29 protein-coding genes are annotated in these 26,222 nt (G+C 44.3%); 3 read left to right on the top strand and 26 right to left on the bottom strand.

Translation table 11 applies throughout. The features are described 5' to 3' along the window. Window positions 1-318: 318 nt before the first annotated feature. The gene (locus tag FPZ44_RS06925) at window positions 319-1,632 is read left to right on the top strand and encodes an amidohydrolase family protein (protein WP_144988630.1); all 1,314 of its coding nucleotides are present in this window, start codon (window positions 319-321) and stop codon (window positions 1,630-1,632) included. Window positions 1,633-1,746: 114 nt separating this feature from the next. Here FPZ44_RS06925 and FPZ44_RS06920 read toward each other — a convergent pair whose 3' ends face one another. Continuing rightward, window positions 1,747-1,917 carry a nitroreductase family protein gene (locus tag FPZ44_RS06920; RefSeq protein ID WP_186785942.1) on the bottom strand — a complete coding sequence of 57 codons (171 nt, stop codon included), beginning with the start codon at window positions 1,915-1,917 and terminating at the stop codon, window positions 1,747-1,749. 135 nt (window positions 1,918-2,052) lie between these two features. On the opposite strand from FPZ44_RS06920, the gene FPZ44_RS06915 reads away from it, so the two are divergent. Beyond that, window positions 2,053-2,412, top strand: a complete 360-nt coding sequence (locus FPZ44_RS06915) for a winged helix-turn-helix transcriptional regulator (RefSeq protein ID WP_144988628.1) — start codon at window positions 2,053-2,055, stop codon at window positions 2,410-2,412. A 324-nt stretch (window positions 2,413-2,736) separates the two neighbouring features. On the opposite strand, the gene spo0A is transcribed toward FPZ44_RS06915, so the two are convergent. The 25 genes from spo0A to spoIIIAA form a co-directional block, all read right to left on the bottom strand. Beyond that, complete coding sequence (gene spo0A / locus FPZ44_RS06910) at window positions 2,737-3,549, bottom strand: sporulation transcription factor Spo0A (RefSeq protein ID WP_144988626.1); 813 nt, start codon at window positions 3,547-3,549, stop codon at window positions 2,737-2,739. Between the two features lie 242 nt (window positions 3,550-3,791). Next, entirely contained in the window at window positions 3,792-5,132 is a 1,341-nt protein-coding gene (gene spoIVB / locus FPZ44_RS06905; protein ID WP_261378234.1) for a SpoIVB peptidase, read from the bottom strand. A gap of 121 nt (window positions 5,133-5,253) precedes the next feature. Next, entirely contained in the window at window positions 5,254-6,975 is a 1,722-nt protein-coding gene (recN, locus tag FPZ44_RS06900; protein ID WP_144988622.1) for a DNA repair protein RecN, read from the bottom strand. A 100-nt stretch (window positions 6,976-7,075) separates the two neighbouring features. Continuing rightward, window positions 7,076-7,525: a transcriptional regulator AhrC/ArgR gene (ahrC, locus tag FPZ44_RS06895; protein ID WP_144988620.1), complete on the bottom strand. Its 450-nt coding sequence runs from the start codon at window positions 7,523-7,525 to the stop codon at window positions 7,076-7,078. 43 nt (window positions 7,526-7,568) lie between these two features. Continuing rightward, window positions 7,569-8,036: a DNA-binding protein gene (locus tag FPZ44_RS06890; protein ID WP_144988618.1), complete on the bottom strand. Its 468-nt coding sequence runs from the start codon at window positions 8,034-8,036 to the stop codon at window positions 7,569-7,571. 97 nt (window positions 8,037-8,133) lie between these two features. Next, window positions 8,134-8,967, bottom strand: coding sequence for a TlyA family RNA methyltransferase (locus FPZ44_RS06885; protein ID WP_144988616.1), 834 nt, complete (start codon window positions 8,965-8,967; stop codon window positions 8,134-8,136). Between the two features lie 19 nt (window positions 8,968-8,986). Next, window positions 8,987-10,918 carry a 1-deoxy-D-xylulose-5-phosphate synthase gene (gene dxs, locus FPZ44_RS06880; RefSeq protein WP_261378233.1) on the bottom strand — a complete coding sequence of 644 codons (1,932 nt, stop codon included), beginning with the start codon at window positions 10,916-10,918 and terminating at the stop codon, window positions 8,987-8,989. 319 nt (window positions 10,919-11,237) lie between these two features. Then, window positions 11,238-12,152: a polyprenyl synthetase family protein gene (locus FPZ44_RS06875; RefSeq protein WP_261378232.1), complete on the bottom strand. Its 915-nt coding sequence runs from the start codon at window positions 12,150-12,152 to the stop codon at window positions 11,238-11,240. Continuing rightward, window positions 12,145-12,405 (bottom strand): exodeoxyribonuclease VII small subunit, encoded by a 261-nt coding sequence (xseB, locus tag FPZ44_RS06870; protein WP_144988612.1) that lies wholly within the window; start codon window positions 12,403-12,405, stop codon window positions 12,145-12,147. The genes FPZ44_RS06875 and xseB overlap by 8 nt, the downstream gene beginning before the upstream one ends. Beyond that, window positions 12,398-13,780, bottom strand: a complete 1,383-nt coding sequence (gene xseA / locus FPZ44_RS06865) for an exodeoxyribonuclease VII large subunit (RefSeq protein WP_186785941.1) — start codon at window positions 13,778-13,780, stop codon at window positions 12,398-12,400. The genes xseB and xseA overlap by 8 nt, the downstream gene beginning before the upstream one ends. 68 nt (window positions 13,781-13,848) lie before the next feature. Then, window positions 13,849-14,706, bottom strand: a complete 858-nt coding sequence (gene folD / locus FPZ44_RS06860) for a bifunctional methylenetetrahydrofolate dehydrogenase/methenyltetrahydrofolate cyclohydrolase FolD (protein WP_144988608.1) — start codon at window positions 14,704-14,706, stop codon at window positions 13,849-13,851. 135 nt (window positions 14,707-14,841) lie between these two features. After that, window positions 14,842-15,306: a transcription antitermination factor NusB gene (gene nusB, locus FPZ44_RS06855; RefSeq protein ID WP_144988607.1), complete on the bottom strand. Its 465-nt coding sequence runs from the start codon at window positions 15,304-15,306 to the stop codon at window positions 14,842-14,844. 154 nt (window positions 15,307-15,460) lie between these two features. Further along, window positions 15,461-15,691 carry a DUF2273 domain-containing protein gene (locus tag FPZ44_RS06850; RefSeq protein ID WP_144988605.1) on the bottom strand — a complete coding sequence of 77 codons (231 nt, stop codon included), beginning with the start codon at window positions 15,689-15,691 and terminating at the stop codon, window positions 15,461-15,463. 15 nt (window positions 15,692-15,706) lie between these two features. Further along, a complete protein-coding gene (gene amaP, locus FPZ44_RS06845; RefSeq protein ID WP_144988603.1) occupies window positions 15,707-16,258 on the bottom strand; it encodes an alkaline shock response membrane anchor protein AmaP in 552 nt (183 codons plus the stop codon). Between the two features lie 71 nt (window positions 16,259-16,329). Next, window positions 16,330-16,737, bottom strand: a complete 408-nt coding sequence (locus tag FPZ44_RS06840) for an Asp23/Gls24 family envelope stress response protein (protein ID WP_144988601.1) — start codon at window positions 16,735-16,737, stop codon at window positions 16,330-16,332. Window positions 16,738-16,851: 114 nt separating this feature from the next. Continuing rightward, a complete protein-coding gene (gene accC / locus FPZ44_RS06835; protein ID WP_144988599.1) occupies window positions 16,852-18,195 on the bottom strand; it encodes an acetyl-CoA carboxylase biotin carboxylase subunit in 1,344 nt (447 codons plus the stop codon). A gap of 48 nt (window positions 18,196-18,243) precedes the next feature. Further along, entirely contained in the window at window positions 18,244-18,738 is a 495-nt protein-coding gene (gene accB, locus FPZ44_RS06830) for an acetyl-CoA carboxylase biotin carboxyl carrier protein (RefSeq protein WP_144988597.1), read from the bottom strand. A gap of 159 nt (window positions 18,739-18,897) precedes the next feature. Beyond that, on the bottom strand, window positions 18,898-19,653 hold the full coding sequence (locus FPZ44_RS06825) for a SpoIIIAH-like family protein (protein ID WP_144988595.1): 756 nt from the start codon (window positions 19,651-19,653) through the stop codon (window positions 18,898-18,900). 43 nt (window positions 19,654-19,696) lie between these two features. Beyond that, window positions 19,697-20,371, bottom strand: coding sequence for a stage III sporulation protein AG (gene spoIIIAG, locus FPZ44_RS06820; protein WP_144988593.1), 675 nt, complete (start codon window positions 20,369-20,371; stop codon window positions 19,697-19,699). A gap of 127 nt (window positions 20,372-20,498) precedes the next feature. After that, entirely contained in the window at window positions 20,499-21,266 is a 768-nt protein-coding gene (gene spoIIIAF / locus FPZ44_RS06815) for a stage III sporulation protein AF (RefSeq protein ID WP_144988591.1), read from the bottom strand. A 27-nt stretch (window positions 21,267-21,293) separates the two neighbouring features. Further along, on the bottom strand, window positions 21,294-22,586 hold the full coding sequence (gene spoIIIAE / locus FPZ44_RS06810; protein WP_261378369.1) for a stage III sporulation protein AE: 1,293 nt from the start codon (window positions 22,584-22,586) through the stop codon (window positions 21,294-21,296). A 23-nt stretch (window positions 22,587-22,609) separates the two neighbouring features. After that, window positions 22,610-22,999 carry a stage III sporulation protein AD gene (gene spoIIIAD, locus FPZ44_RS06805; protein ID WP_144988589.1) on the bottom strand — a complete coding sequence of 130 codons (390 nt, stop codon included), beginning with the start codon at window positions 22,997-22,999 and terminating at the stop codon, window positions 22,610-22,612. Between the two features lie 9 nt (window positions 23,000-23,008). Further along, window positions 23,009-23,212 carry a stage III sporulation protein AC gene (gene spoIIIAC / locus FPZ44_RS06800; RefSeq protein ID WP_005546700.1) on the bottom strand — a complete coding sequence of 68 codons (204 nt, stop codon included), beginning with the start codon at window positions 23,210-23,212 and terminating at the stop codon, window positions 23,009-23,011. An 11-nt stretch (window positions 23,213-23,223) separates the two neighbouring features. Further along, window positions 23,224-23,739: a stage III sporulation protein SpoIIIAB gene (gene spoIIIAB / locus FPZ44_RS06795; RefSeq protein WP_261378231.1), complete on the bottom strand. Its 516-nt coding sequence runs from the start codon at window positions 23,737-23,739 to the stop codon at window positions 23,224-23,226. A 1-nt stretch (window position 23,740) separates the two neighbouring features. Beyond that, window positions 23,741-24,757, bottom strand: a complete 1,017-nt coding sequence (gene spoIIIAA / locus FPZ44_RS06790; protein ID WP_144988585.1) for a stage III sporulation protein AA — start codon at window positions 24,755-24,757, stop codon at window positions 23,741-23,743. 570 nt (window positions 24,758-25,327) lie between these two features. Here spoIIIAA and FPZ44_RS06785 point away from each other — a divergent pair. Then, window positions 25,328-26,059 (top strand): 2-phosphosulfolactate phosphatase, encoded by a 732-nt coding sequence (locus tag FPZ44_RS06785; protein ID WP_144988583.1) that lies wholly within the window; start codon window positions 25,328-25,330, stop codon window positions 26,057-26,059. Window positions 26,060-26,222 lie beyond the last annotated feature (163 nt).

The raw sequence follows: 26,222 nt of genomic DNA, 5'->3' as shown, positions 1-26,222 counted from the left end.
ATACCATAGCTGTATTTTTCAATTTTCACTGTTTCAAGTCCCTTGATGTCCGTGCCAAACTTTTATTGAAAATGACATGAAAATTAAAAAAAGTAAAATGAACGTTTGATTTCCCAAACATAATATGGTAACTTATTCTTGTATCTTGAATTCAAGATATGAGGAGGTGCATGCAATTATCTTGATCGATATTCCTGATTATCACCGTTTGTACTGAGATGCATGTTGCATGCCCCAATTCGCAACAGAAATTTGCAGGTGTTTTAAGATTGAAGCTATCCCGTATCTCAAAATCATTCACATTTGGGAGGTATACCTATGTCAACGATCTTAATACAACGCGCGCATATTTTATCAATGGATACTCAAATTGGAGAAATTATGGATGGAGACATACTGATCGAGAACGATACAATTAAGCAAGTAGGAATCCATATTGAACCTACGGAGGAGATGGAAGTAATCGACGGGGCCGGCTATATTGTAATGCCTGGTTTCGTGGATACTCACCGACATGTTTATCAGCAGCTTTTCAGTCAAGCATTTACTAACTGGTCGCTGATGGACTACTTCACACGGTTTCTTGATGATATCGGATCACGGCTTCGCCCGCAGGATATTTACGTAGGCAGTTACATCGGATACTTGGAAGCGCTCAATTCCGGTGTTACAACCGTGCTACACTGGGCGAATTCCACGAATACGTATGAACATGGTCTTGAAATATTGAAAGCAAACTCGCAAATCAATATGAGAACGATTATCGCCATAGCAGATTCTGTACAACAACTAGATGAGGACGCGAACTTTAGGAAGATGCTGCGGTTGCGAGACACTAACAGTAATCCCCTGACTCAGATTGCACTTGGCGCCATCAGCCTGGATGTTGAAAGGTTTAAACGCAGCATTAGCGAAGCTCATGCGGAAAATGTATTTGCTACGTCACATGTGGGAGGAGCTCCAGGTGAAGAGGGGCTGATCGAGCATTTATACGAAGAAGGCCTGCCGCTCAATTACATTAACTTTGCCCACTGCAACCAGCTCTCAGACAAAGATTATGAGATATTTGCAAAAGAAAACATTTCGGTTTCCATTACACCAGAGATCGAGATGCTGATGGGTCACGGGTATCCGCCATTTTACCAGATCCTAAGTAAGGGCGGCAGACCATCGATCGGAGCGGACACAACCTCTGTCGTTGGAGCAGATATGATCACGCAATTGCGAGTGGGATTGGCCTACACCCACAGCGTGCACAATGAGCTGGTTAACATCAAGGGAGAAGAGCCTAGCCTCGGTGTATTTAATGCCAAGAGTGTACTTGAAATGGGTACCATTGACGGAGCACGCGCATTGAGGATGGAGGACCAGATCGGCAGCCTGATACCAGGCAAAAAGGCCGACTTGATCATGATTAACACCACACATCACCAGACTGCCCCGCTATACGATCCTTATAATTATGTACTGATGAACGCTCATGCAGGAAATATTGAACAGGTAATGATCAACGGCCATTGGGTCAAAAAGAATGGCAGGCTCAACAATGCTCCTGTAGATATTGATTTGTTAAATGACAGCACGCGCTTTATGAGACAGGAACTGGAGAAATACCAAGGCGTACGTGTCTGATTGATATAAATAAAAATAGGAATAGGCGCTCTGCGGAGCGTTTTTTCCTATTGGCTATATACAAAGAATGGAGCATGACCGTGGAATCCTTTGTAGTACGAGAAATAATTTTTATTAAACTCTGGCATTCCAATACGTCACTTCATCAACACATAGTCGCACTGTAGAATGAGCAGGTGCTGCAGCTTTTCCTACCGTTATCATCAGAACATAAACTAAGTTGTCGGAAACAAAAAATCCCTTACGGAACTGTTCCACATGATAACCAAGCATCGCTACTGTCATATCCTCTTGCTTTTGCAGCCAGCATCAGTTGCTGACAAAAATTATTATGATATAGTACAAATAGAGTGAGAAGTACGCACTTTTTCGTGATATAGGTACGAAAAGTGTTTTTTGGACAACTAAAGGAGTTATCGTATGAAGAAAGAATTCAACAATAGATGTGAAGTCGTTTTGAACTTGCTCAGTGGGAAATGGAAAGCGCACATTTTGTACTTCCTAACAAAAGGGCCTGCACGAACAAGCGAATTAAAACGATTAGTTACGGGAATTTCACAAAAAATGCTTACGGAACAGTTAAAAGAGCTCGAACGCGATGGCTTAGTTGCCAGAAAAGTGTTTAATCAAATCCCGCCAAAAGTTGAATACTCGCTTACCGAACATGGCTCCTCGTTAACTAAGGTGTTAGGCGAGATTGTTGAGTGGACAGAAAATTACGTGGAGCAAAGGCATCCTGACGGTGAAGTAGTCTTTCATGATAATGATGATGGGCTCTAATTGTCACATAATCAGGTCATTTATTATTGAAGAGCCCATAAAGAATGCCTACTCCTGTAAGGTTCTCCTTATAAGAGTAGGCATTCTTTGATTAGCTATCATTATATTCAGATATGCAGACAGCTTTTTATTAGTTTTTAGAGGCTCAATGAGTAATGTGTCCATGCAAGATACTCCCTCACAAAAAACCAAAACCCGATAAATCACGAAGATTTATCGGGTCAGGTGGAGATAGATATTATAACTTTATGACGAATTGGTTGGCTTTCATAGTTGGTATGTAAAGCACTCGTAGCAACCTTCAATCCGCTCCAGTACGTCATTTTATGATACCTTATGCTCGATTCTAAGCTTATCTGCAACCATCGCGATGAATTCGCTGTTGGTAGGTTTCGACTTGCTGATGTTGATCGTGTAGCCAAATAGACGGCTAATGCTGTCGATGTTGCCGCGTGTCCAAGCGACCTCAATCGCATGACGAATCGCACGCTCGACGCGAGATGGCGTTGTTTTGTATTTTTCAGCGATTGCTGGATAAAGCGTTTTCGTAATAGAACCAAGAATTTCGATATTGTTATACACCATTGTGATCGCTTCGCGCAAATATTGATAGCCTTTAATATGCGCAGGTACGCCGATCTCATGAATAATGGTTGTAATATTAGCATCAAGATTCTTCGTCTTAGCCAAAGGTACAACATTGGACTTAATTGAGCTGCTTACATAAGCAGATGAACCTGTCAGAGAAGGTGCTGTGGAACCAGCTAGTTGACGAATTCGATTCGCTAGCACATCCATATCAAACGGTTTCAAAATATAATAAGAAGCACCAAGTTGTACAGCACGCTGTGTAATACTCTCTTGCCCGAAAGCAGTCAGCATGATGATTTTAGGCTGTGGTGACAATTGCAGTTCTCTAAGGCGTTCCAACACACCAAGGCCGTCTAGATGAGGCATAATGATATCGAGAATAAGTACATCCGGTACCGTCCTCGTTTGCTCCAAAAATTGCAGCACCTCTTCGCCGTTATAGGCTACTCCACTTACGGTCATGTCATCCTGCTCGGATAAGAAATCCGCCAATAAATTCGTGAACTCCCGATTGTCATCAGCCAATAAAACTTCAATTTTTTGCAACTTAATGATCCTCCCTTAACCCGTTTTGCAGCGTCTCGTCAGCATATCTCCAATTGTGACGTGAACATTTCGCTTACAAGTTATACTTATTCGACAAGGCCACAAGAATTCCTTCTGTCGAATAACTTTTTTTCTTTCTTTTTTTAACAAAATCATTTATAATAATAAATTTGTTTATATTTCTACACCGTTCACGCTCATTCATGTCGAGATCCTAACATTCGACAAGCGGTAAAAAAGATTCACGCCGGGACGTGAACCTTTTTCGTAGTCTTCCATTGAGATTGTGTTAATACAACACCAGCATCCTGAAGCATCCATTCTATAAAACATCCATAGCCAGAGCTCGGATTGTTGACGAATACATGTGTCACCGCACCAATCAGCTTATTATTTTGAATGATCGGGCTGCCTGACATTCCTTGAACGATACCGCCTGTTTTTTGCAGAAGACGTGGATCGGTTATTTTAATAACCATTCCTTTCGTTGCAGGAGCAGTCTGTCTTGTAACATGGACAATCTCAATTTTGAATCGCTCCACTTCTTGACCATTAACAACTGTCAACATTTCCGCTGGACCTTCACGAACTTCCTCATTGAAGGCAATCGGAATACCTTTTTTGAACAGGCTATGATCAGGATTACTCTTCATCTTTCCGAATATGCCAAACGGTGTATTCCGTTCTACATTTCCAAGCACACGTCCTTCTTTCAAGAAATGAGCACGTTTTTCACCTGGTTCTCCATTTTGACTCTTGGATATCGAAGTAACATTTGATTGCAAGATCTCCCCACGCCCCACTTCAATAGGTGTTTGGGTATCGAGATCCGTAATAACATGTCCCAATGCACCATAGACACCTTGATCTGGGGCATAGAATGTTAATGTACCTACTCCTGCTGCTGAATCACGAATATATAATCCTAAACGCCATGTTTTATCTTCTGCATCATAAGCAGGACGCAGCTCAGTATTGAGTAATTGGCCATTGCGCCGAACTTCCAGCTTCAAAGGTTTCTTCCCTTCCCCTGCTGCCTTCACTAACGATCCAACCTGGGATAAATCTTGGATACGTTCTTCGTTGATGCGTACAATAAGATCACCCAATTTTACGCCTGCTTCTTCACCAGGAGATACCTTACGATTGTCTTCAACTTGAACAAGATGATGACCTACTACTAAAATGCCGTTGGATTTAACTTTAACTCCAATTGTTTGACCTCCAGGGATGACACGGAGATCAGGTACGACGTTTACCTTTAAGCTTCGAAGTGGAATGCGATTAAACAACTTAAGCTTCAGTTCTGCCTGACCTACTTGCTTTGGCTGCAGCGCCAGTGGTTGATTCAGCGAAACATTCATTACCGCTTCCTTATTGCCATTCACTTGCAATATTTCTGGGTGATCAATGGTAGCCTTAGCCATAACAGGCATAGACAAGTTCAAATGTTTCTGCTGACCTTCGAACAACCTTAATTGCTGAGGCCAAGTGACATAAGCACGAAACGAAGGTGTAGTACTGCCAGCACAAATGATGATTACAAGCATAAGACCTATTAGCCGTTTAACGTAAGGGGTCAAGGGGTCACACTCCTTTGTAGCAATTCGAAGCATACCGTCGTCGATGGCAGCCCCTAATCAGTAACATTAAGTTAACCCCGACCCTTACCTTTTATGAGTGAAAATGATTCCTTACCTTGATTTACGCCCCTTTTTGTCGTTCAGCCAACTTTAGCATTTCTTGTGCATGATGTATGGTTTTCTCAGTGACTTCAACACCACCAAGCATACGCGCCAATTCCTGGATTCGGCCCTCTTCATTTAACGCTGTAACCCGTGTAGCAGTACGTTCATTTTCAACTTGTTTCTCAATATAATATTGATGATCGGCCATACAAGCGACTTGTGGCAAATGAGTAATTGCAAATACTTGCCCATTCGCAGCTACCTCGACCAATTTCTCGGCAATGGCTTGTGCTGCGCGTCCGCTAACACCTGTGTCCACCTCATCAAATATAAGTACTGGAATGCGATCCAATTCCGAAAAAATCGCTTTCAAAGCAAGCATAATACGTGATAGCTCACCACCAGATGCAATCTTGTGCAGTGGTCTAAGCGGCTCACCTGGATTCGGTGTAATCAGAAACTCAACATCATCCCAGCCGTGCTGGGTCAGTCTCGTACCAATACCGTCTACTTCTGGTCCGTTATTATCCTGTAGTCGTTCCATACGAACTCCCATACGAGTACGTTCCATATGTAAATGTTTAAGCTCTGCTTCAATCCGCTTCGTAAGCTGATCCGCAAGTAATCGCCGCTGCTCACTCAACAGCTTCGCTTCCTTTACAACAAGTACAAGCTGCTTCGCAAGCTCAGCATCCAGCTTTTCTAAACGCTCATCCTTGTTTTCAAGCTTGTCTGCTTCATCCGTAATCTTTTCTAAGTATTGCGTCATATCTTCAACCGTAGAACCATATTTACGCTTCAATGAAGTTAACAGATCAAGTCTCTCTTCAATTTGCTCCAACCGTGCGGGATTGAATTCAATCTGTTCACGGTAATCACGCAGCTGAAAAGAAGCATCCTCCAATTGGTAAAAAGCATTTTGCAAATGTTCTACAATGGGCTGGAATTTCTCCGGATCTACATGAACAATCTGTTCCAGCTTGTCCACCGCCAACGTGACTGCATCCATCGCGCCCTGACCATATAAATGCTCATAAGCTCGATTAACACTGTCCATGAGCTTTTCCGCATTGGCTAGTTTGCCCTTTTCATCTGCTAATGTTTCATCTTCGCCCAATTTCAACTTCGCAGCTGACAGTTCTTCGATCTGGAATCGATATAAATCAAGCATCCGATACGTTTCTTGGCTAGTTTGACGAAGCTGTTCGGCTTCACGATGCAACGTTCTATATGCACGATACTGTTCACGATAACGTGATTTAATTTGAGCTAATGATTCACCGCCATAAGCATCCAGCCATTCGATATGCTTCTCTACCTTAAGCAAAGATTGATGCTCATGCTGTCCATGTATATTAATCAATTGGTCTCCGACTTCACGAAGCATACTTAAATTAACCATTTGCCCGTTGATTCGAGCATAACTCTTCCCTTGAGCCGTCAGCTCACGACGAATAATTAACATTTCCTCTCGTGAAGCGTGAATGCCAAGTTTCTCAATTATCCCCCAAGTTGGGTGATCAGAAGGAAGATCGAAGGAGGCTTCGACCTCAGCACGCTCACAGCCATATCGTACGAAGTCAGCAGAACCTCTGCCTCCAGCAGTGAGCCCCAGCGCATCAATAATAATTGATTTACCTGCACCTGTTTCCCCTGTCAGCACATGAAATCCTTGATGGAACTGCAGCTGTACATACTCAATAACGGCCAAATTGCGAATAGACATAGCAACTAACATCCAACATCTCCTCCTGAACCTAACAAGCCACAAGCCTATTTTAAGATCAGCCGTCATCTTGAGTTCTAAATCCTAAAATATTAGCTTCTGTGCAATGATATTATGAAATATAGCTCATCACTTGATCAATTACTTTTTTGCTGCTGTCTTTAGAGCGAGCAACAATAAGAATCGTATCGTCTCCACATACTGTCCCTAAAATATCCGGCCATTCAATGGAATCCATCAATACTGCAATCGCATTTGAAGTGCCCGGCAAACATTTCATGACGACAAGATTTTCAGCGAAATCGATGCTAACGAAATTATCCAGCAAGGCTCGCTTCAACTTTTGAGCTGGATTAAAACGCTGATCGATCGGGAGTGAATATTTATAGCGTCCATTATCCATCGGAACTTTAATGAGATGCAGTTCCTTCATATCACGAGACACAGTAGCCTGTGTGACTTGAAAACCTGCTTTACGCAAAGAATCCACAAGCTCGTCCTGTGTTTCGATATCATTATTCATTACGATTTCTCTAATTTTAATATGTCGTTGACCTTTCATAAAAAAGACCCTCCACCTTGTATTCAAACATCTTGATGTATGTTTATTCGCCAGATGCAATCGGTTCTCCTACGTGCATACGAATAAGCTTAACAGAACGGTCCGCTTGATTGACAATTAACAGCCCTTCACAATCGGGAAAAGCGATCTTATAGCTTAGCCATAATTTGCGAACGCCATTTGTCGTCCAATCCAACTGCATCCGCTCACGTACTAACCGGACTACATACCAATTGTTGTGCTTCGTAACGATCAAGTCAACCCATATCCGACTCATCTGCTCATCCTGGTTGTCCATTTGGATATAGAGTGGAACATAGAATTTGCCGCCTACGACGTCATATCCTTCCCTTTCCAACAATGTCTCCACTTCTTCATCGTGTACCATATGCTCACTAATATATAGCTGCTCCATCGGCTCTTCTCGATTCCAATACCGATACGCAGCAACTAGTCCCCATACTACAAGGCCCACAATAATAATGACGAGAACAAAGGAATCACCGAGCATTCATAAGCCTCCTTATAAAAGGACTTACTCGCAAAAGAAACTCACCCGTAGGACCGTTCCTAGCCGGATGAGTTTCATTCAAGTCGCTATAGGTCCATTATACAGATCGGAATTGCGTGTTGGCTTCCTTAACTAAATCATGAATTAGCTCACGTGATACGTTCGGCTGCTCCAGTTGTTCTGCTGGGTCTGGTACCGTCCAATAAGCAAGGAACTCGATGTTCCCTTCTCCCCCTGTAATCGGAGAATAAGTTACACCTTCAAGAACAAATCCGAGTTCACGTGCGAAATCCAACACTTCCCTCAGCACCTCTTCATGAGTACGAGGATCCCGCACAACACCAGACTTGCCAACCTTCTCTCTACCCGCTTCAAACTGTGGTTTAATGAGTGCAATAACCTGGCCCGGTTTTTGCAGCAGCGCCTTCAATGGCGGCAAGATCAGCTTTAACGAAATGAAAGATACATCAATCGTTGCGATATTAGGTCTAGGTCCATCCAAATGCTCAGCCTCGACATAACGGAAGTTCGTTCGCTCCATGACAATTACACGCTCATCATTCCGGAGTGACCAATCCAATTGATTGTAACCTACATCGATGGCATACACACGTTCAGCACCATTCTGCAGAGCACAATCAGTAAACCCACCCGTTGATGCACCAATATCTATCATGGTCACACCTTCAAGCTGCAAGTCGAATTGTTTAATCGCTTTCTCCAGCTTCAGCCCCCCACGGCTTACGTAAGGGTGAGGTGCTCCTTTAACCGTAATGGAGGCTGCACGCGGAACTTTCATTCCTGCTTTTTCTATCCGTTCTCCGTCCGCAATGACGAGACCTGCCATAATCGCCGCTTTCGCTTTCTCACGGCTTTCGTAGTAGGCTTGCTCAACGAGCAAAATGTCAATGCGCTCTTTCGGTGTAGACATGCTTCATCTCCTAATTCTTTTATGCCCGTGTAAGACGATTATCGCTACGCGCGATCAGCAACCGCTTCACTTCACTAGCTAGGTGCTCTCCCGTCAAACCTACCTCTTCACGCTGCTGTTGAATGCTGCCATGCTCAATAAAGGCATCAGGCACACCAATTGGCACAATGGTTTGATCAAAAATGTGACGTTCAGCGTAGAATTCCAGCACCGCGCTGCCAAATCCGCCGCGTACAGTACCTTCTTCCATCACAAACATCGGCAATTGCTCTTTAGCCAAACTTAACAGCATTTCTTCATCCATCGGCTTAATGAAGCGAGCATTAATGATGCGAAGGTTCACGCCCTCACGCTTCAATAATTCAGCAGCCTCTTCAGCTGCTTGGATCATCGGACCTATCGCAAGAACGACTGCAGAGTCGCCTTCGCGCACAGTTTCCCATGTACCAAGCGGGATTGGCTTCATCACATCATCTATTTCAACGCCTGGGACGTTAATACGCGGATAACGAATCGCAATCGGACCATCATTATAATCAACGGCAGTCTTCATCATATTGCGAAGTTCATTTTCATCTTTAGGCATCATAAGAACGATGTTCGGCAGATGACGCAGATACGCAATATCATATACACCATGATGGGTTTCACCATCAGGTCCTACGAATCCAGCACGATCGATAGCAAATACAACGTTCGCATGTTGACGGCAAATATCATGCAGCACTTGATCATAAGCACGTTGCAAGAAAGTAGAATATACCGCATAGACAGGCTTCATGCCTTCCATAGCCAACGCAGCACAGAATGTAGCTGCATGCTGCTCCGCTATTCCTACGTCGACCATTCTTCCAGGGAAGCGATCAGCAAATTTCAGCAGTCCAGAACCACCAGGCATTGCAGGTGTAACTGCAACGATGCGCTCATCTTGCTCAGCAAGTTCAATAAGCGCGTTGCCGAAAACTTCTGTATACATCGGGTTGCCTGCAGACTTCACAACTTGACCAGATTCCATCTTATAAGGTGTAATGCCATGCCATTTATGTGAATCTGCTTCAGCGGGCGAGTACCCTTTTCCTTTGCGTGTAATCACATGAACAAGCACTGGCCCTTCAATCTTATTCGCTTGTTCAAATAGCTCAATCAGCTTAGGAATATCGTGACCATCAACAGGTCCCAAATAGGTAAAGCCAAGCTCTTCAAACAAGACACCTGACACCACTAAATATTTCAAACCATCTTTAACGCGCTCGGCTGTCTTTGCTAGCTTACCGCCGATCGCAGGAATTTTCTTTAGTAAATATTCGACTTCATCCTTCAGCTTCGCATAAGTGCGATCTGAACGAATCTTGCCCAAATATTGATGCATGGCACCTACATTAGGTGCGATAGACATTTCATTGTCATTTAACACGACGATCATTTTTGTCTTCTCATGACCAATATGGTTTAAGGCTTCAAATGCCATTCCTCCTGTTAACGCTCCATCTCCAATAACAGCAAGAACTTGATTGTCTTCATTCTTATAGTCGCGAGCTTTTGCCATTCCTGCAGCCGCAGACAATGATGTACTACTATGTCCCGCTTCCCATACATCATGCTCACTTTCAGCACGTTTCACAAAACCGCACAAACCTTTATGTTTTCTCAAGGTATCGAAACGATCTTTACGATTTGTCAATATTTTATGGACATAAGCTTGATGTCCGACGTCAAAAATAAATTTGTCTTTCGGACTGTTATATAAGTAATGCATCACGATCGTAAGCTCAACGACGCCTAAGTTGGGAGCTAAATGACCGCCAGTTACTGATAGTTTCTCGATCAGAAATTGACGAATATCTGCTGCCAGCTGTGGCAACTGTTCGACCTTTAATTGTTTCAGATCACTCGGTTGGTTGATTTGTTCGAGCAGCACGGGATTTCCCTCGCTTTCGTTGATTAGAACCATAGTACATGAACAGCTTACTCATTTATTAGCATGTATCTATTTATAACTAATAATAACCTGTACTCGGCTCAACTATCAAAAAACATTCCGCATCATACGAGCAGCTTACGCCAAGCTGATTGCTCAGTTGCTAATTCCCCACCTCGACGCTGCAATCATGCATGTAGGAACTCAGCATATAATCCGGCGAAATACCAACGCTCAATTGTACGGAATGTTTACTGTAAGACTAAAATTATCATTACCATCCCTTAACTTTTAAGAACGGCAAGCACACATTTGTACATGATTATAACATAGAGTATTACGAATCATGTACTTAATGGTTTCGTTTCATGAGGTAATCAGCAAGTTGTAATAACCGTTCTGGGTAAGGAATCGATCCAGCTGTGAGCGCTTCCTTAGCTTCGCAAGTCAATTGCTCAATTTCACGCTTAGATGCATCCATGCCCATAAAATACGGGAATGTTACCTTTCCACTCTTCTCATCACTACCTACTGGTTTACCTATCATAGCTTGCTCACCTTCGACATCAAGAACATCGTCTTGAATTTGGAAGGCCATGCCGATTTTTCTGCCAAACGTTGTCAAGGCCTCTATCTGTTCCGCATTAGCTCCAGCGATATGCCCACCAGCACGTAATGAGGCAACAATGAGATCCCCAGTTTTATGTTCATGGATATACTGAAGCTGCTCCAGCGTTGTTTGACCTTGCTCACCAAGCATATCTGCCGCTTGCCCGCCCACCATACCTGAGAGACCAGCATATTGTGCCAGCTCTTCAACTACAGTAAGCACCGCTTCTGCAGAAGCTCCATGCTTTCTAGAAGCTTGAACAACGGTATAGAAAGCATGGGTCAGTAGTGCATCCCCTGCCAATATAGCCATTGCTTCGCCATACAGCTTATGGTTCGTTGGTTTGCCACGTCTAAAATCATCGTTATCCATGGCTGGCAAATCGTCATGTACAAGCGAGTAGGTATGTATCATCTCAATTGCGCATGCTGCTGGAAGCGCAGTTTCTGCTTGACCTCCTACACTTTCAGCGGCTGCAAGCACCAATATCGGTCTTAGACGTTTTCCTCCAGCCATTAGTGAGTACAAAAATGATTCACGAAGTGAGCTAGGGATGTCCCAATTTGCAGGAACGTATCCAGGAAGCGCTTGTTCGACTTCCTGAACGTTACTTTTCAAATACTGTTCAAAAGAGAGTTCACCGTTAGGATTACTCACTTCCTTCACCCGCTTCCGCTTGGAACGGCTGTCTGTCCCATTCTCCATGCTGTTCGGTTAACACTTCAATACGGCGTTCCACTTGTTCTAGCTTGGAAGAGCAGGTTTTAGACAAATGCATACCTTCTTGGAATAGTTCAATCGCTTGTTCCAACGGTACGTCCCCGCTTTCCAATTGATTGACGATTTGCTCAAGCCGCTCCATAGCTGCTTCAAAACTTAATGCTTGATGCTGCTCTTCTATATTACTCATGAGCGTCCCTCCCTTTCATCGACCACACTTGGCAGTCCAATTGTCCGTCCGTTACATTCACTTTTACAATATCACCGAGCTGAACGTCTTCCATCTTTCGAATGAGCTTTTTTTCCTGCTCATCATAAACGAGACTATACCCTCGAGACATTACTTTGAGTGGGCTTAACGCATCCAATTGCCTAATTGTACCGTGCAGCTGCTGCGCATGTCGTTGTGACAAGACAGCCATCGCATTACGTAAGTGTTTGGATTGTACGCCAAGTTGAGAACGAGCGAATTTAGCTTGATGCCTTGGGCTTTGCTCACGTAAACGGCCTGTCCAACGCTGAAGCCTTTGGCTCGCTTTATCCAGCACGAGCTGGCCACGATGTCGAAGCCTTTCTTGCTGAATGAATAACCGTTCCCGATGCTGTTCTATGGTTTGCTTTGGCTTGCGCATAACCGAGGATTGCTGAACTCTTAGCAATCGTTCCTGCTGAACGTGAACCGTACGAATAGCCGCCTGCTCCAGCCGACGTGCCATATGGTTCAAATGCTGTCGCAGATCATCCTGATGCATAACAGCTAATTCCGCAGCAGCAGTAGGTGTAGGTGCACGCATATCCGCCACGAAATCAGCGATTGTAAAGTCCGTCTCGTGCCCAACTGCAGATATAATTGGAATCGATGAAGCAGCGATTGCTCGAGCCACAATTTCTTCGTTAAAAGCCCACAGCTCTTCGAGTGAACCGCCTCCACGACCAACGATAAGTAGATCGACCTCACCATAACGGTTAAAAGATTCAATCGCCTGAACAATGGAAGGTGCCGCTTGCTGACCTTGTACAAGTACAGGGTACAACAAGATGGGCACACCAGGCTGTCTGCGTTGGATCGTCGTGATTATATCCCGAACAGCAGCTCCTGTTGCCGACGTTACAACCCCAACTGCTCTAGGAAATTTCGGTAATGGCTGCTTACGCTCAAGATCAAACAGCCCTTCCTCGTTAAGCTTCTGCTTCAGCTGCTCGTACGCTAAATACAGGCTTCCGATACCATCCGGCTGCATTTGCTGCGCGTAGAACTGGTACTGACCATCTCGTTCATATACCGTTACTTGCCCTCTCGCGATGACTCGCGTGCCTTCCTTCGGTCGGAACGCGAGTCTCTGGTTATAAGAGGCGAACATAATGGCGCGGATTCGACTATCCTTATCCTTCAGAGTGAAGTACATATGCCCGCTGGAATGATGAGTAAAATTAGATATTTCCCCACGAATCCATACATCCTGCAAAGTTGTATCTCCGTCCAGCTTCATCCGAATATATTTATTCAAATCTTTAATACTTAAAATGCGTTCTTCACTCACAGCGACGATTGCACCTCCTCTCATCCATTACAACGCATAATTAGCATGACTATAAATTATATAAATAACGTTAATTATTATATTCGTTCGTACTATCCAAGGTTGTGAATCCGTTTAGCTGCCTTCAATGTATTTTGCATCAGCATGGTAATCGTCAATGGTCCTACCCCACCAGGTACAGGCGTAAGTAAGGAACTAATCTCCGATACATCATCAAAATGAACATCACCAGCTAGCTTGCCGTTATCCAGTCGATTTACACCAACATCAATAACAACTGCTCCCGGCTTTACAAAAGAACGATCTACAAAGTTTGCTTTACCAATAGCAACAACCAGAATATCAGCTTGCTTCGTAAGTTCTTTCATGTTCGCAGTACGAGAGTGACACATTGTTACCGTTGCATGTTCACGCTGCAACAATAAAGACACTGGTTTACCCACAATGTTGCTTCTTCCAATAACGACAGCATGTTTACCTGCAATCTCTACATCATAACGTTTCAACAGCTCTATAACACCAGCAGGTGTACATGGAAGGAGAGAATCATCGCCAATTATCATGTTACCAACGCTCATCGGATGGAAACCATCAACATCTTTTTCTACGGCAATAGCATCAATGATAGCCTTCTCTTCAATATGCTTCGGAAGTGGCAATTGAACGAGTATACCATGAATATTTGACTGTGCATTCAACGTACCTACAAGCTCAAGCAAATGCTCTTGTGTTGTATCTTCAGGCAAACGATGCACTTCAGAGTAGTAACCCAGCTCTAGACAGGTCTTATGTTTGCTGTTCACGTAGACTTGTGATGCTGGATCTTCACCTACAATTACAACCGCTAATCCAGGCTGTACACCCGCTGATTGCAATTTCTGAACTTCTTGCTTCATTTCTTCCCGCATAGCTTGCGCTACCGCCTTACCGTTCATCAAAGATGCTGTCATTACTCTCTCCCCCAACCTTATTTATCATATAATTTAAAAATATATATAGAGCTACATGTAAATATAGCAATACATAAAAAGCGAATATGCCTAACGCAACTTGTGTAAAATTACGGTAGGCAACACTTATCTCGATTATTTCTGTTCTGAATCCTGCGCTTCTACCCCTTCGCGTTGGCGCAGCATTTGACCTAGTACACCATTTACGAATTTTCCTGATTCGTCAGTACCAAAGTATTTTGCCAATAGAACAGCCTCATTGACAGCAACCTTAGGTGGTACATCTTCTTTATGCAATAACTCATAGCATGCAAAGCGAAGCACTTGACGGTCTACACGAGATAGACGGTCTACTTGCCAACCCTTCAAATAGCGAGCTAGCTCTTTATCAAGCTCTTCACGATGTTCCCACGTGCTTGTTACCCAACCCAATACTTCATTTTTCAGCTTACCGACATGCTTCGTCTCAATACCCATTTCATTATCTTCGGTTTGAGCTTCGTCAATAACCATCTCTACAGCTTGCATTGCTGTAACGCCGGTCATTTCCAATTGATATAAACTTTGAATAGCCAATTCTCTGGCAATACGTCTTTTCATGATAGTTCCTCCTGCATATGTTGCTTGCAATTGTATTGGGCTTGAGATCGAGATTAAAGTATTATGGCACACGCCACAAAAAAATCCTATGCGCGCTCCGATCGTCCCATCGGGTTGACCGACAGTTCCGCAGTCGTTCGGAGCGTCCATAGGACTACTTCAACCATCTCCAACGGTCAGACAGCCATACGGCAATACGCTGCCAAGGTATTATCGGACCTACATTCAAATCTTTATTTTTACCTATGGTGTAACAAGTAAATACGAGCAGTGCAACAAACAGCATATCCCAAAATCCTGATAGCAAGTAGACTATTCCGAGCCCAATTCCTGCCACAATACCGATGATGCGTCCACTGTGACTCTCCCATAACTGTTCCCACATCGGAAAGCTCACCACCTATTCAACGCGTGCTTTGAAAGTCTGGGTTTGAACAATATTTGCCACGTAAACAGATACGAGTGATACAGGTATACCTGTAATGTCTTGAACATACTCTTTCACATTACGCTGAACCTCAGCTGTCATTTCCGGAATCGAAGTTTCTCCATCTACAACAGCACGTATCGTAATATCCAATCCTGAGTCAATCGCACGAATACGAGCTTTCAGATCCTTTGTACCACGCACGCGAGCAGCTGCCTTCAAGGATACGTTCTCAATCGTTTCTAGTGAAATTTTAATATCACCAAATTCAGTACGCTGATCAATGGAAGTCATCGCCGAGCTATCACGCTTGATAGACAAAATAAACATCCGCAAGCTAATAAGAAACACAACTGCCGCAACGATTATAATCGCCAATTGCAGCCAAGCTGGTTGCGACAAATCCAAATAAACTTCAGATGTATCCGTCAAAAGTCCACTAGCGCCAACGATTGCGGCTGCCGACAACGTACCGATCGTCAAACTGTACACAAACAATAGCAATCTGTCTACTATACGTCCCATGTGTCGTACTGCCTCCTTGTTGAATTGCAGGTAAACCCCCTGCCATCAGGAGGGGGTTCTCTCATGCAGCATTATTTAACGCGTGACTGAGCTTCAATCTCTTCTTGCTTTTCTTGAGACTTGAAGTGTACATCATGTACATGCACGTTTACTTCAACAACGTGAAGACCTGTCATCATTTCGATCGATTTTTTCACATTGGCTTGAATACTAGCAGAAACTTCAGGGATACGATGTCCATATTCTACAATAATGGATACATCCACTGCTGCTTCACGCTGACCAACCTCAACCTTAACACCTTTAGAAAGGTTTTTACGTCCTAGAAGCTCAGCAATACCGCCTGCGAACCCGCCGCTCATGCCAGCTACACCTTCTATTTCAATGGTCGCAAGACCTGCAATAACTTCAATAACTTCTGGTGCAATTTGAATATTCCCCAAATCTGTGCGTTCAAAATCAGAAATTGCTTGACTCATCCATCACCACTCCTCACATATTCATCCCACAAGGTTAATCGTTACCCTGTCCGCTTATTACTCATAACTATATCATTTGTCCATTTTTATGACAAACAATCGACGAAATAACGATTATACCTCATTCTCTTCTAAGAACTTAATGTCAAAATCACCACGTAAAAACGTTGGGTGCTGCAAGAGACGACTATGAAACGGAATCGTAGTGTGGATACCTTCAATGGCAAATTCCGATAACGCACGCTTCATTCGCTCGATTGCTTCTTCTCTTGTTGTTCCCCATACGATAAGCTTCGCAATCATCGAATCATAATGCGGTGAAATTACATATCCCGGATAAGCAGCGCTGTCTACACGGACACCGAAGCCACCAGGAGGCAAGTAAAAGTTAATCTTACCGGCAGAAGGCATAAAGTTACGCGATGGATCTTCTGCGTTAATACGGCACTCAATCGCCCAGCCGTTAATACGAATATCTTCTTGTCTCACGGAAAGCGGTTCTCCTTGAGCGACCATAATCATTTCCTTGATAATATCAAGTCCAGTGATCATTTCCGTTACAGGGTGTTCCACTTGAATACGTGTATTCATTTCCATGAAATAAAATTGTCCGTCAGGTGCCAGCAAGAACTCAAGTGTTCCTGCTCCCGAATAGTTTACAGCTAGCGCTGCACGAACCGCAGCGGCACCCATTTTCTCACGAATTTCTGGCGTAAGGATTGGACAAGGCGCCTCTTCGACAAGCTTCTGACGACGTCGCTGCACCGAACAATCACGTTCTCCAAGATGAACAACGTTCCCGTGCTTATCAGCAACAATTTGAATCTCAACGTGCTTCATGCCCGTTAGGAACTTTTCTAAATAGACGCCTGCATTACCGAAAGCTTTCTCTGCTTCCTGCTGTGCATTCGTGATTTGCTTAACTAGTGATTCTTCATCTTCAGCAATACGAATACCTTTGCCTCCGCCACCAGCTGTAGCCTTAATAATAACTGGATAGCCGATGTCCCGGGCAATCATAATCGCATCGTCCATATTTTCAACTAAGCCATCTGATCCAGGAATAATCGGAACATTGGCATCTTTCATTGTCTGCTTAGCAACGGCCTTATCACCCATGCGTTCAATCGCATTTGGAGAAGGGCCAATAAACGTAATCCCGCAAGAATCACAAATCTCAGCAAAGTCTGCGTTCTCGGCTAAAAATCCATATCCCGGATGAACAGCATCGCATTCGGTTAGCGTTGCAACACTCATCAAATTGGTAAAGTTCAAATAACTATCCTTTGACGCAGTAGGGCCAATACAATATGCCTCGTCCGCCAAACGAACGTGCAATGAATCTCGATCGGCTTCAGAATATACCGCTACACTGGCAATTCCGAGCTCTCGGCACGCGCGAATAATCCGCACGGCTATTTCTCCGCGATTCGCGACGAGCACTTTGTGAAATGTCATCGTTCAACCTCCTTGACTTGGCTGCCATTAGGGCATTATAAGCTAACGTTATTCCGCTTTTACCAAGAATAGCGGCTGTCCGAATTCGACTAATTGACCGTTCTCCACAAGAACTTCTACAATTTGTCCCTTCACTTCCGCCTCCAGCTCATTCATCAGCTTCATCGCTTCTAGAATGCAAACGACAGTCTTTTCGCTCACTTTGGAACCTACAGAAACGAATGCATCAGCATCAGGTGACGGAGAAGAATAGAACGTACCTACCATCGGCGACACAATTTTGTGAAGGCCCGCTGTGTTATCAACAGCCGCTGGTGCAGCCTCTTGCTTGACAGGAACAGCTTGTTCTACCGCAGCTACCGGCGACTGCACAGGTGCAGGCGTATATGTATGGGCTGCTGGAGCTGATTGAATCGTAACTACCTCAGATTTGCCTGGCTTACGAATCGCGATGCGACAGCCTTCATTTTCAATTTCCAGCTCGTGAACAGAAGTCTGATCCACAAGTTTAATGAGTTCTTTAATCTCGCTTATTTTGAACAATTCATTCACTCCTCGTGACTGTTGTATCATTAAGGGATTACCGCTAATAGATGGACAATCAATATGGACGTATGTATTATAACACAATCGAACCAAATGGAAAGAGCCCAGTTTCGGGAACTGGGCTGACCATTGTTTTCAATTTCAAGATTACAGACATTATTCAGTAACGTATTGTACACTTACTTTATCTTGTGTTACTTGAAGCTCATTAATAATTTTGTCAATAATATCAACCGCTTGTCTAGCTTCCATCTTCTCAGCTTGTACGATGACTTTGACATTGTTGTTTTCCTCACTAATGACAACATTAGGATAATCTTTTTGCAGTTCTGCCTCTAAAGCGGTAATTTTTTGCTCCTTGTCTTCTAGACGCCCCATGTCATCATACAACTTCGTCATTTCTTCTGAGCTTACTTTCGAACCATTTAATTTCGTTAAAATATTTTCTAGCTGCTGCTGATACTGCTCTGAACGTTCCATTGCCTTTTGTTCAATTGTACTGCGGGACATAACTCCTTCTGCAGCAACCTGATCCAAAATGGCCTTGTCACCTTCTGTGAGCGTTTGCTTACTATCTTTAGCTGCTGATTCGTTCGATGGTGTTGGGCTTTCCGACTTCGTCGTGGAAGCATCAACTGGTTCATTTGTTCCAGGTGTTTCAGGAGATGTAGATGCGCCATCCGCCTTTCCTTCTGCATTCGGTTGTACTTCTGTACCTCCCACTTGAGTTACTTCAACCTTGGGTAATTGCTCAACAGCAGTCCCAGCTTCTCCAGCTGCCTGATTCACAGCAGCTACTCCTGCTGCTGGGTCAGGTTTGGCAGGCTCCTCAGTAAACAAATAATACGCAGACAGTACGACCATAAGGCTCAACATTGACACTAACCAGATTGTTTGTCGTTTGGTGTTCATTAACATAAACCCTCCTTTTAATTAACATCTCGCTGTTCTCGTCTTACTCCGATATTTTGCGCGGCACAACCGATATCCGGTGGGATGGCACATTTAATCCTTTCTCCACCGCATCTACGATCATTTGATTCACCACGGCATTCTCAGCGCCTTTAGCAACGACGATAACGCCTCTAACTTTAGGTTTCACTCGTTTTGTCACGATAGGTGACTGACGCTCTGATGTTTCAGTCATCACAATTTCACCATCACGAGAGGTTTGCGTGACGTGACGTTTGCCTCCATTCGCATCCGTCTCTTCCGTAACTTGTTGACTATCCTTCATATTGCGCTGAATAACTAACTCTTCGGTGGAATCGACGGTTACCATCACCTGCACCTGATCGACACCAACAATCTCTTCAAGGACCGCTTTTATGCGAGCTTCAAATGATTGCTCAATCGTTGCAAATGGATTATTGGGATCAGGCGTTGCGGCAGAAGCTCGGCCGTCATTTAGCTCCTGTTCACTCATCACACCTGTCACAGCAGGAGGTTCTCTGCCTGAGCTGCCCATCAACCAGTTGTTAGTTCCAGGCCCACTCGAGAACGAGCTAAATAAGATGAGCGCCGCACCGACGAGACCGAATAGGAGCAGCCAACGAAATGCTTTCACTCGTTTCGGTCCGTTAGATCCGCTTCCAAGGATAGATTCAATTTTTTGCAGCCATTTCGCCATGAGCGCTACCCACCCTCCTTAAACTGATATAGTTGTGCTCCATCTTGTCCTTATTTCACCTATACGCTGCTTGTCTAAAAATATGACTATCAATTACGATTTCTTAGCATGTTAAGGCGCATTATTTCTATATTTTTTTCCACTCAATTTGTATCTCTTCTGGTTTAACAAGCCAGCTTGAAGTAAGCATGTCGATAATTCGCTTATCCCATATCTTCGCCACATTGTGTTCAACGGTGGATTTCCTATTCTGATCAGATGCACGATCACCGATAGATTCAGCTTGTACATCAACTGCCTGAACCTGTTCTACTGGCATAATTCCTTCCGTTTTTTCATTTTGTTTCGAAAGAGGGGGGACTGTTTGATTGCTATATGTCATAGAAACTGTAATCGATTGTATCGAAGGCTCCGCTTGTTGTGCTGACACTCCCAGCTTCACTCTGACCATCTCTGCTTGAATACCATAATCGTCAGTAGGAATCACTATCGCAACGCTTTCAGCTTGCAAGGATTCATCCCGCTGACTCGCGTTTGTTCCTACTGCCAATTCATTCAGCTGCTTTATCATTTGAGACTCCAGTTGAGACTCTGCGAGTTCGCTCACCTTCATTTGACGCTGGTGCTGCAAACGAGCGGCATCTCGTTGAATACTAGTCAATGAAGCAAATGCAATCGTTGTAGGATTGGATTGCTCCCATTCAGCTGCCACTTGTTCCGCTAAATCTTTGTCGAATAACTTCATAATCGGTGAGAGCAAAGCCAATAAAATGATCAGGCTGAGCATGAGCTTTACATACCGCTGCATTTTTGCGCTTGGCAGCAGTAAGTCGACAAAAGCCGCCAGCAAAATAAGCATAATGATCTCTTTCAACCATTCACTGAGCCAGCTCATACTCACCCCTCCTCCTTGGACTTGCTATCATCGCATCATCACGGTTACATTACCTGCTGTCAGCAATATCGTAATGGCTAAAAAGAACATAAGTCCTACTGCTGCAAGCGCAGCAAAGACATAAATCATGCTTTTTCCTACCGTTTGCAGACAGCCGACGACTGGACTATTGCCAAGTGGCTGCATAATGGCAGCTGACACGTTATAAATGAGCGCCAACGTTAGAATTTTCAATGCTGGAAATGCACAAAGGAACAACAAGATAATGACCCCAGTAAGTCCCACTGCATTTTTCACGAGCAAGGAAGCCGTTATGACGGTATCTGTCGCATCCGAGAACACCCTTCCCACGACAGGTACAAAATTGCCCGTAATATATTTAGCGGTACGTATCGCCACCCCGTCTGTTACCGAACTGGTTATTCCTTGTACAGAAATAACACCGAGAAATACAGTGAGTAATATACCTAGCAGTCCTACACTGATGTTTCTAAGAAGGTTGGCGAGCTGAGTCACTTTATACTTGTCCGTGAGTGAACTGACGATATGCAGAACTGCCGAGAAAAATAGCATTGGGAAGACTACTGTGTAAATAATCGTGCCTACCAAATGAATCATAAATACGATAAGAGGATGCAGCACGGATACCGTTACAACATTGCCTAATGACGCAAGCAGTGTAAATAATACCGGCACCATAGCCATCATGAAATGGATCATGCCTGATATCGCATCTTTCGCATAACCGATTGCCACATTAAAGCTATTAATGGCCAAAATAATAATGACCATGTAGGAAACGGAATACGCAATTTTGCTAACCGTATTGCGTTCGAAAGCAGTTTGCAACGTTTCTAGCACCATGCTAAATACGGCAAGAATGACGATAGTAACAATTAGTTTTCCATTCGTAATCACTTCTTGCATGAGAAACTTGCCTAACGCCTTAAACGTATTGCTTATCGTCAATTTTTCCCCACCTGGGAGCAGCAGATCTGCAAAGTTCGGCAGTGAATCTCGTGGAAAGAAACCACCGTATTTGTTCAACAGTTCCTGCCAATATCCCTCAACCTCACTTGTTGGCAGCTGCTTTGTCTGCTCTTTAATCCAGCTATCTGTCGAGGCAGCTGCCGGCGCAGTAGTTGACGAATCTGGGCTTGTCCCTTCAGAAGCAGCTTGTACCGATGCGGAAAGTACTGCCTCCTTTGCTGTAGAGTCCGAAGAGGCATAAGCGCCAGACACACAAGCGAGAAGTGATAGGATGAGCACGAATACATATAAAGGTATAAATTTGTTAGATCTCGTCGTGCGCTCGTACAGCTCGTTCACAGCCTCTCCCTCCATCAAGCTGGCAGCAGCTTCATAACGGTTTCAATGATGACGCTAATAATCGGAATGGCCATGACGATAATCAATACTTTGCCTGCCAACTCAATCTTTGATGCAATTCCATCCTGACCGGCATCTCTTACCACCTGAGCGCCAAATTCAGCAATATATGCAATTCCGATAATTTTCAAAATCGTTTTCACGTAAACAGGCTCGATGCCTGAACGTTCAGCCAAAGAATTGAGCACTTCAATTACTGTCTCAATTTTGCCAATCAAGAATAAAAAGATGACAATGCCAGCGAAAGCCGATATGAGAAAGGCAAACATCGGCTTTTGTTCTTTAACGACTAGTACGAGTATGGCCGCAATAAGGCCAAGGCCGACAATCTGCACAATCTCCATCAACATCACCTACTGAAATAAAAAAATGGTTTTGATTTCTTGGAATAAATGATCCAGCAATCGAACGACCATAAATAGAACGACGACAAATCCGATAACTGTGACCCAATGTGCCATATCCTCCTTGCCCATCTGCTTCAGGACCGTATGGATCATAGCAATGATGATGCCGATTCCGGCGATCTGAAATATCGCGCTCACATCCACATTCATAATCAGGCACCTCAATACATTAAAATGACAGCTAAAATACCACTTAGTACACCTATACTCCGGTACATTCTTACATACCGCCCCGCTTCATCGCTTGCATTGGCTTCTTCTTGCTCTATTCGCTTCATTGCATGGCGGATATGATTGCGCTGATCTTCTCGGTCACTTATACCGAGGCTCATGCCGAGATCATATAAAATACGGACATCTTGCGACTTTAAGGCACTGTGCGGCGCTTCTGATTGAAGGGCTGCATGCCAGGCAGATTTGGCCGTCTGAATATGTCCATCCCTTGCACGCATCCCTGCTGCCGCTTTTGCGAACAGCTTGTTCAGGGGGGGCGGCACTTGCGCACTCAGTTGTTCACAAGCTTCATCAAGTGGAGTATGCCCATACATGACTGATGTCTCTAAGCGTTGAAGGGCAATCAGCAGCTGTCTGAGTTGACGAGGGCGGGCCGCATAGTGAGAGGCTTGTATCCACCCAATTGCACCTGCTGCGGTAATGACTATAGCAGCTCCGAGCAACTTAATAATGAGCTTCCCCCTCCCTTCCGCTACGATGGGATACAGGCGTTTGCAGAGCTCGCTGCTTCTCGTCATAGACACGAAGAGTCCATTGCTTTCTTACTCTTTTGAGTACGACTATGCGAGTAAAAATACCAGCTTCAACAAGCGGCCCAATGCCAGGTCTGCGTGCGATTTCCTTCACATCTGCCCCGTGTGCCGATGCGACTACACGTACACCTGCATGTATCGCTTCATTCATCGCCGATACATCTTCTTCACGGCCAAACTCATCGACGACAAGTACATCTGGCGACATCGAGCGGATAAGCATCATCATTCCTTCCGCTTTCGGGCAGCCATCAAGCACGTCCGTTCTAGCTCCTACGTCAAAGCAGGGGACACCACGTACACAACCAGCAATTTCCGAGCGCTCATCCACGATGCCAACCTTTAACCCCCTCCAATTCACATCTGGGTGGTTCCACCGTCCATCGGATATAGATCTAGCCATATCACGAAGCATTGTGGTCTTGCCATGTTGAGGCGGAGATACGATGAGTGTGTGGTGAATAGACTGCTGTCTAAAGTCTAGTAAAAGCGGCATTAAACTAGTCGATATCCCCTGCTTCTCACGAGCGATCCGAATATTAAACCCTGCAATATCACGCAGGTGACTAACCTTTCCATTTGTCAGTACCGTTCTTCCAGCTAGTCCTATCCGATGTCCGCCTGCAATCGTCACATAGCCGCGTCTAAGCTGTTCTTCCATCGTGTATAGCGAGTGATTGGTCAATACATCTAACAACTGGTGACCGTCTTCGCGAACAGGTATATATGCCTCATGAATTTGACTTGTCAGTATGCCTTCTGCCGTAACGAAATAATACTCACCCATGAAGCCAATTTCCAACGGGCGACCCTCTCGAATCCGTACTTCTTCCAGTTCATTCAGCACTTGAGCAGGAATGTTGGCGAGAATGGAACGAAGAGCAGGCGGCAAGACATGAATCCATCCTGAAGCAGTTGCTACTGCCATATGGTCCTCCCTTCTTGAGATAGGCGAATTTGCAAAAGGTCGATCATGCGTTTCGGTCTGTTCTGCAGGCTTGGCCGCTTACTCCCATATGTATGATCGTTGTTGCTAATTATGACTTGTCTCATCTACTTGCTTATGGAGTGGTATTATTTTTCGAGCACAATAGCGGCACATGCCCGCCCTGTTCTTCTGTCATCTATCCATGCATATAGGCACCTGTCATTGGAACAACGCATATATTGAACTTGTATTCGGAGGCAGTGTATGCACACGCGGCATGAGTCAAAAAGAGGGGAAGCTCCAAATCGCTCCTATCAGCAGGCATGGATCTTATTTAATTTCATATGATTTCAGAAACAGGCTTCAATGTTTGCTAGGTACTGGAAATACGAATTCAGGTTTCATTTAGAAAAATAGAGTGGGGAGAGCATGTTATATGCAAGTGATATTTACATTTACAAAATTAATGAACAACAGGTGTACTCAAATCGCCAACATCGTTAATATATGTTCCTTCAGCTGAATACGTACAAGCACCTTCACCCATATAGCAAGGAGAGGAGGAAGCTTATGCAGTTACAAGTTGATGTCATTGCTAGTATCGGTGAAGCGAGAGCAGTAGACCTTAATCAGCACACTGTCATTGTTATTGACGTTTTACGGGCGACAAGCACGATCATTACAGCACTAGCAAATGGCGCCGCATCTGTATTGCCTGTAGAAACGGTCGGTCAAGCGAGGCAGCAATACGCAGAAGGTGATGTTCTAGGAGGAGAACGATTTTGCAAAAAAATAGCCGGTTTCGACCTTGGCAATTCTCCACATGAATATACGTCTAGCTGGTGTCTAAATAAACGCATCGTTCTTACTACCTCTAACGGTACACGTGCAATACAAAAGGCAGTACGTGCCGAACATGTTCTTGCAGGTGCATTTTTAAATGCATCCGCATGTGCCCGACTCGCACTAAGCTTGCGAAGAAACGTCGCCTTGCTCTGTACAGGAACCCAGGACGCTTTTGCGTTTGAAGACGCACTTTGCGCAGGGATGATACTACATGAGATGATGTCTGACCACCGTGCCGGAACAATCGTAACGAACGACCTTGGCATGCTTGCCCTTAGTGCATATAAGCAGCATAAGGGTCATATCCATGACGCAGTAAGACAATGCTCCAGTGGCAAGCGCCTGCTCAAGCTAGGGTTCAGTGACGATGTTGAATATTGCTCACTTACGAATCAAGTTCACCTCGTTCCAACGCTGCACGAACATCTCTTGATTCCACATCGTGAATCATCTTAATCCTTCATCCTTAATCCGGATACCAGTGATATACACCAAAAAACCCCCGAGACCATTTCATACAATGGACATCGGAGGTTTTTTATTTGTATTCGATGATTTATTTTAGTTAAAAGATAAGAGCTTTATCTGGCTGTTATCGATATATGGAAATACTCTAACT

Source organism: Paenibacillus agilis, from assembly GCF_007786455.1.
GTDB lineage: Bacteria > Bacillota > Bacilli > Paenibacillales > Paenibacillaceae > Paenibacillus_B > Paenibacillus_B agilis.
Note: the sequence above shows the minus strand (reverse complement) of the source record. Positions and strands in the feature narration are given on the sequence as shown.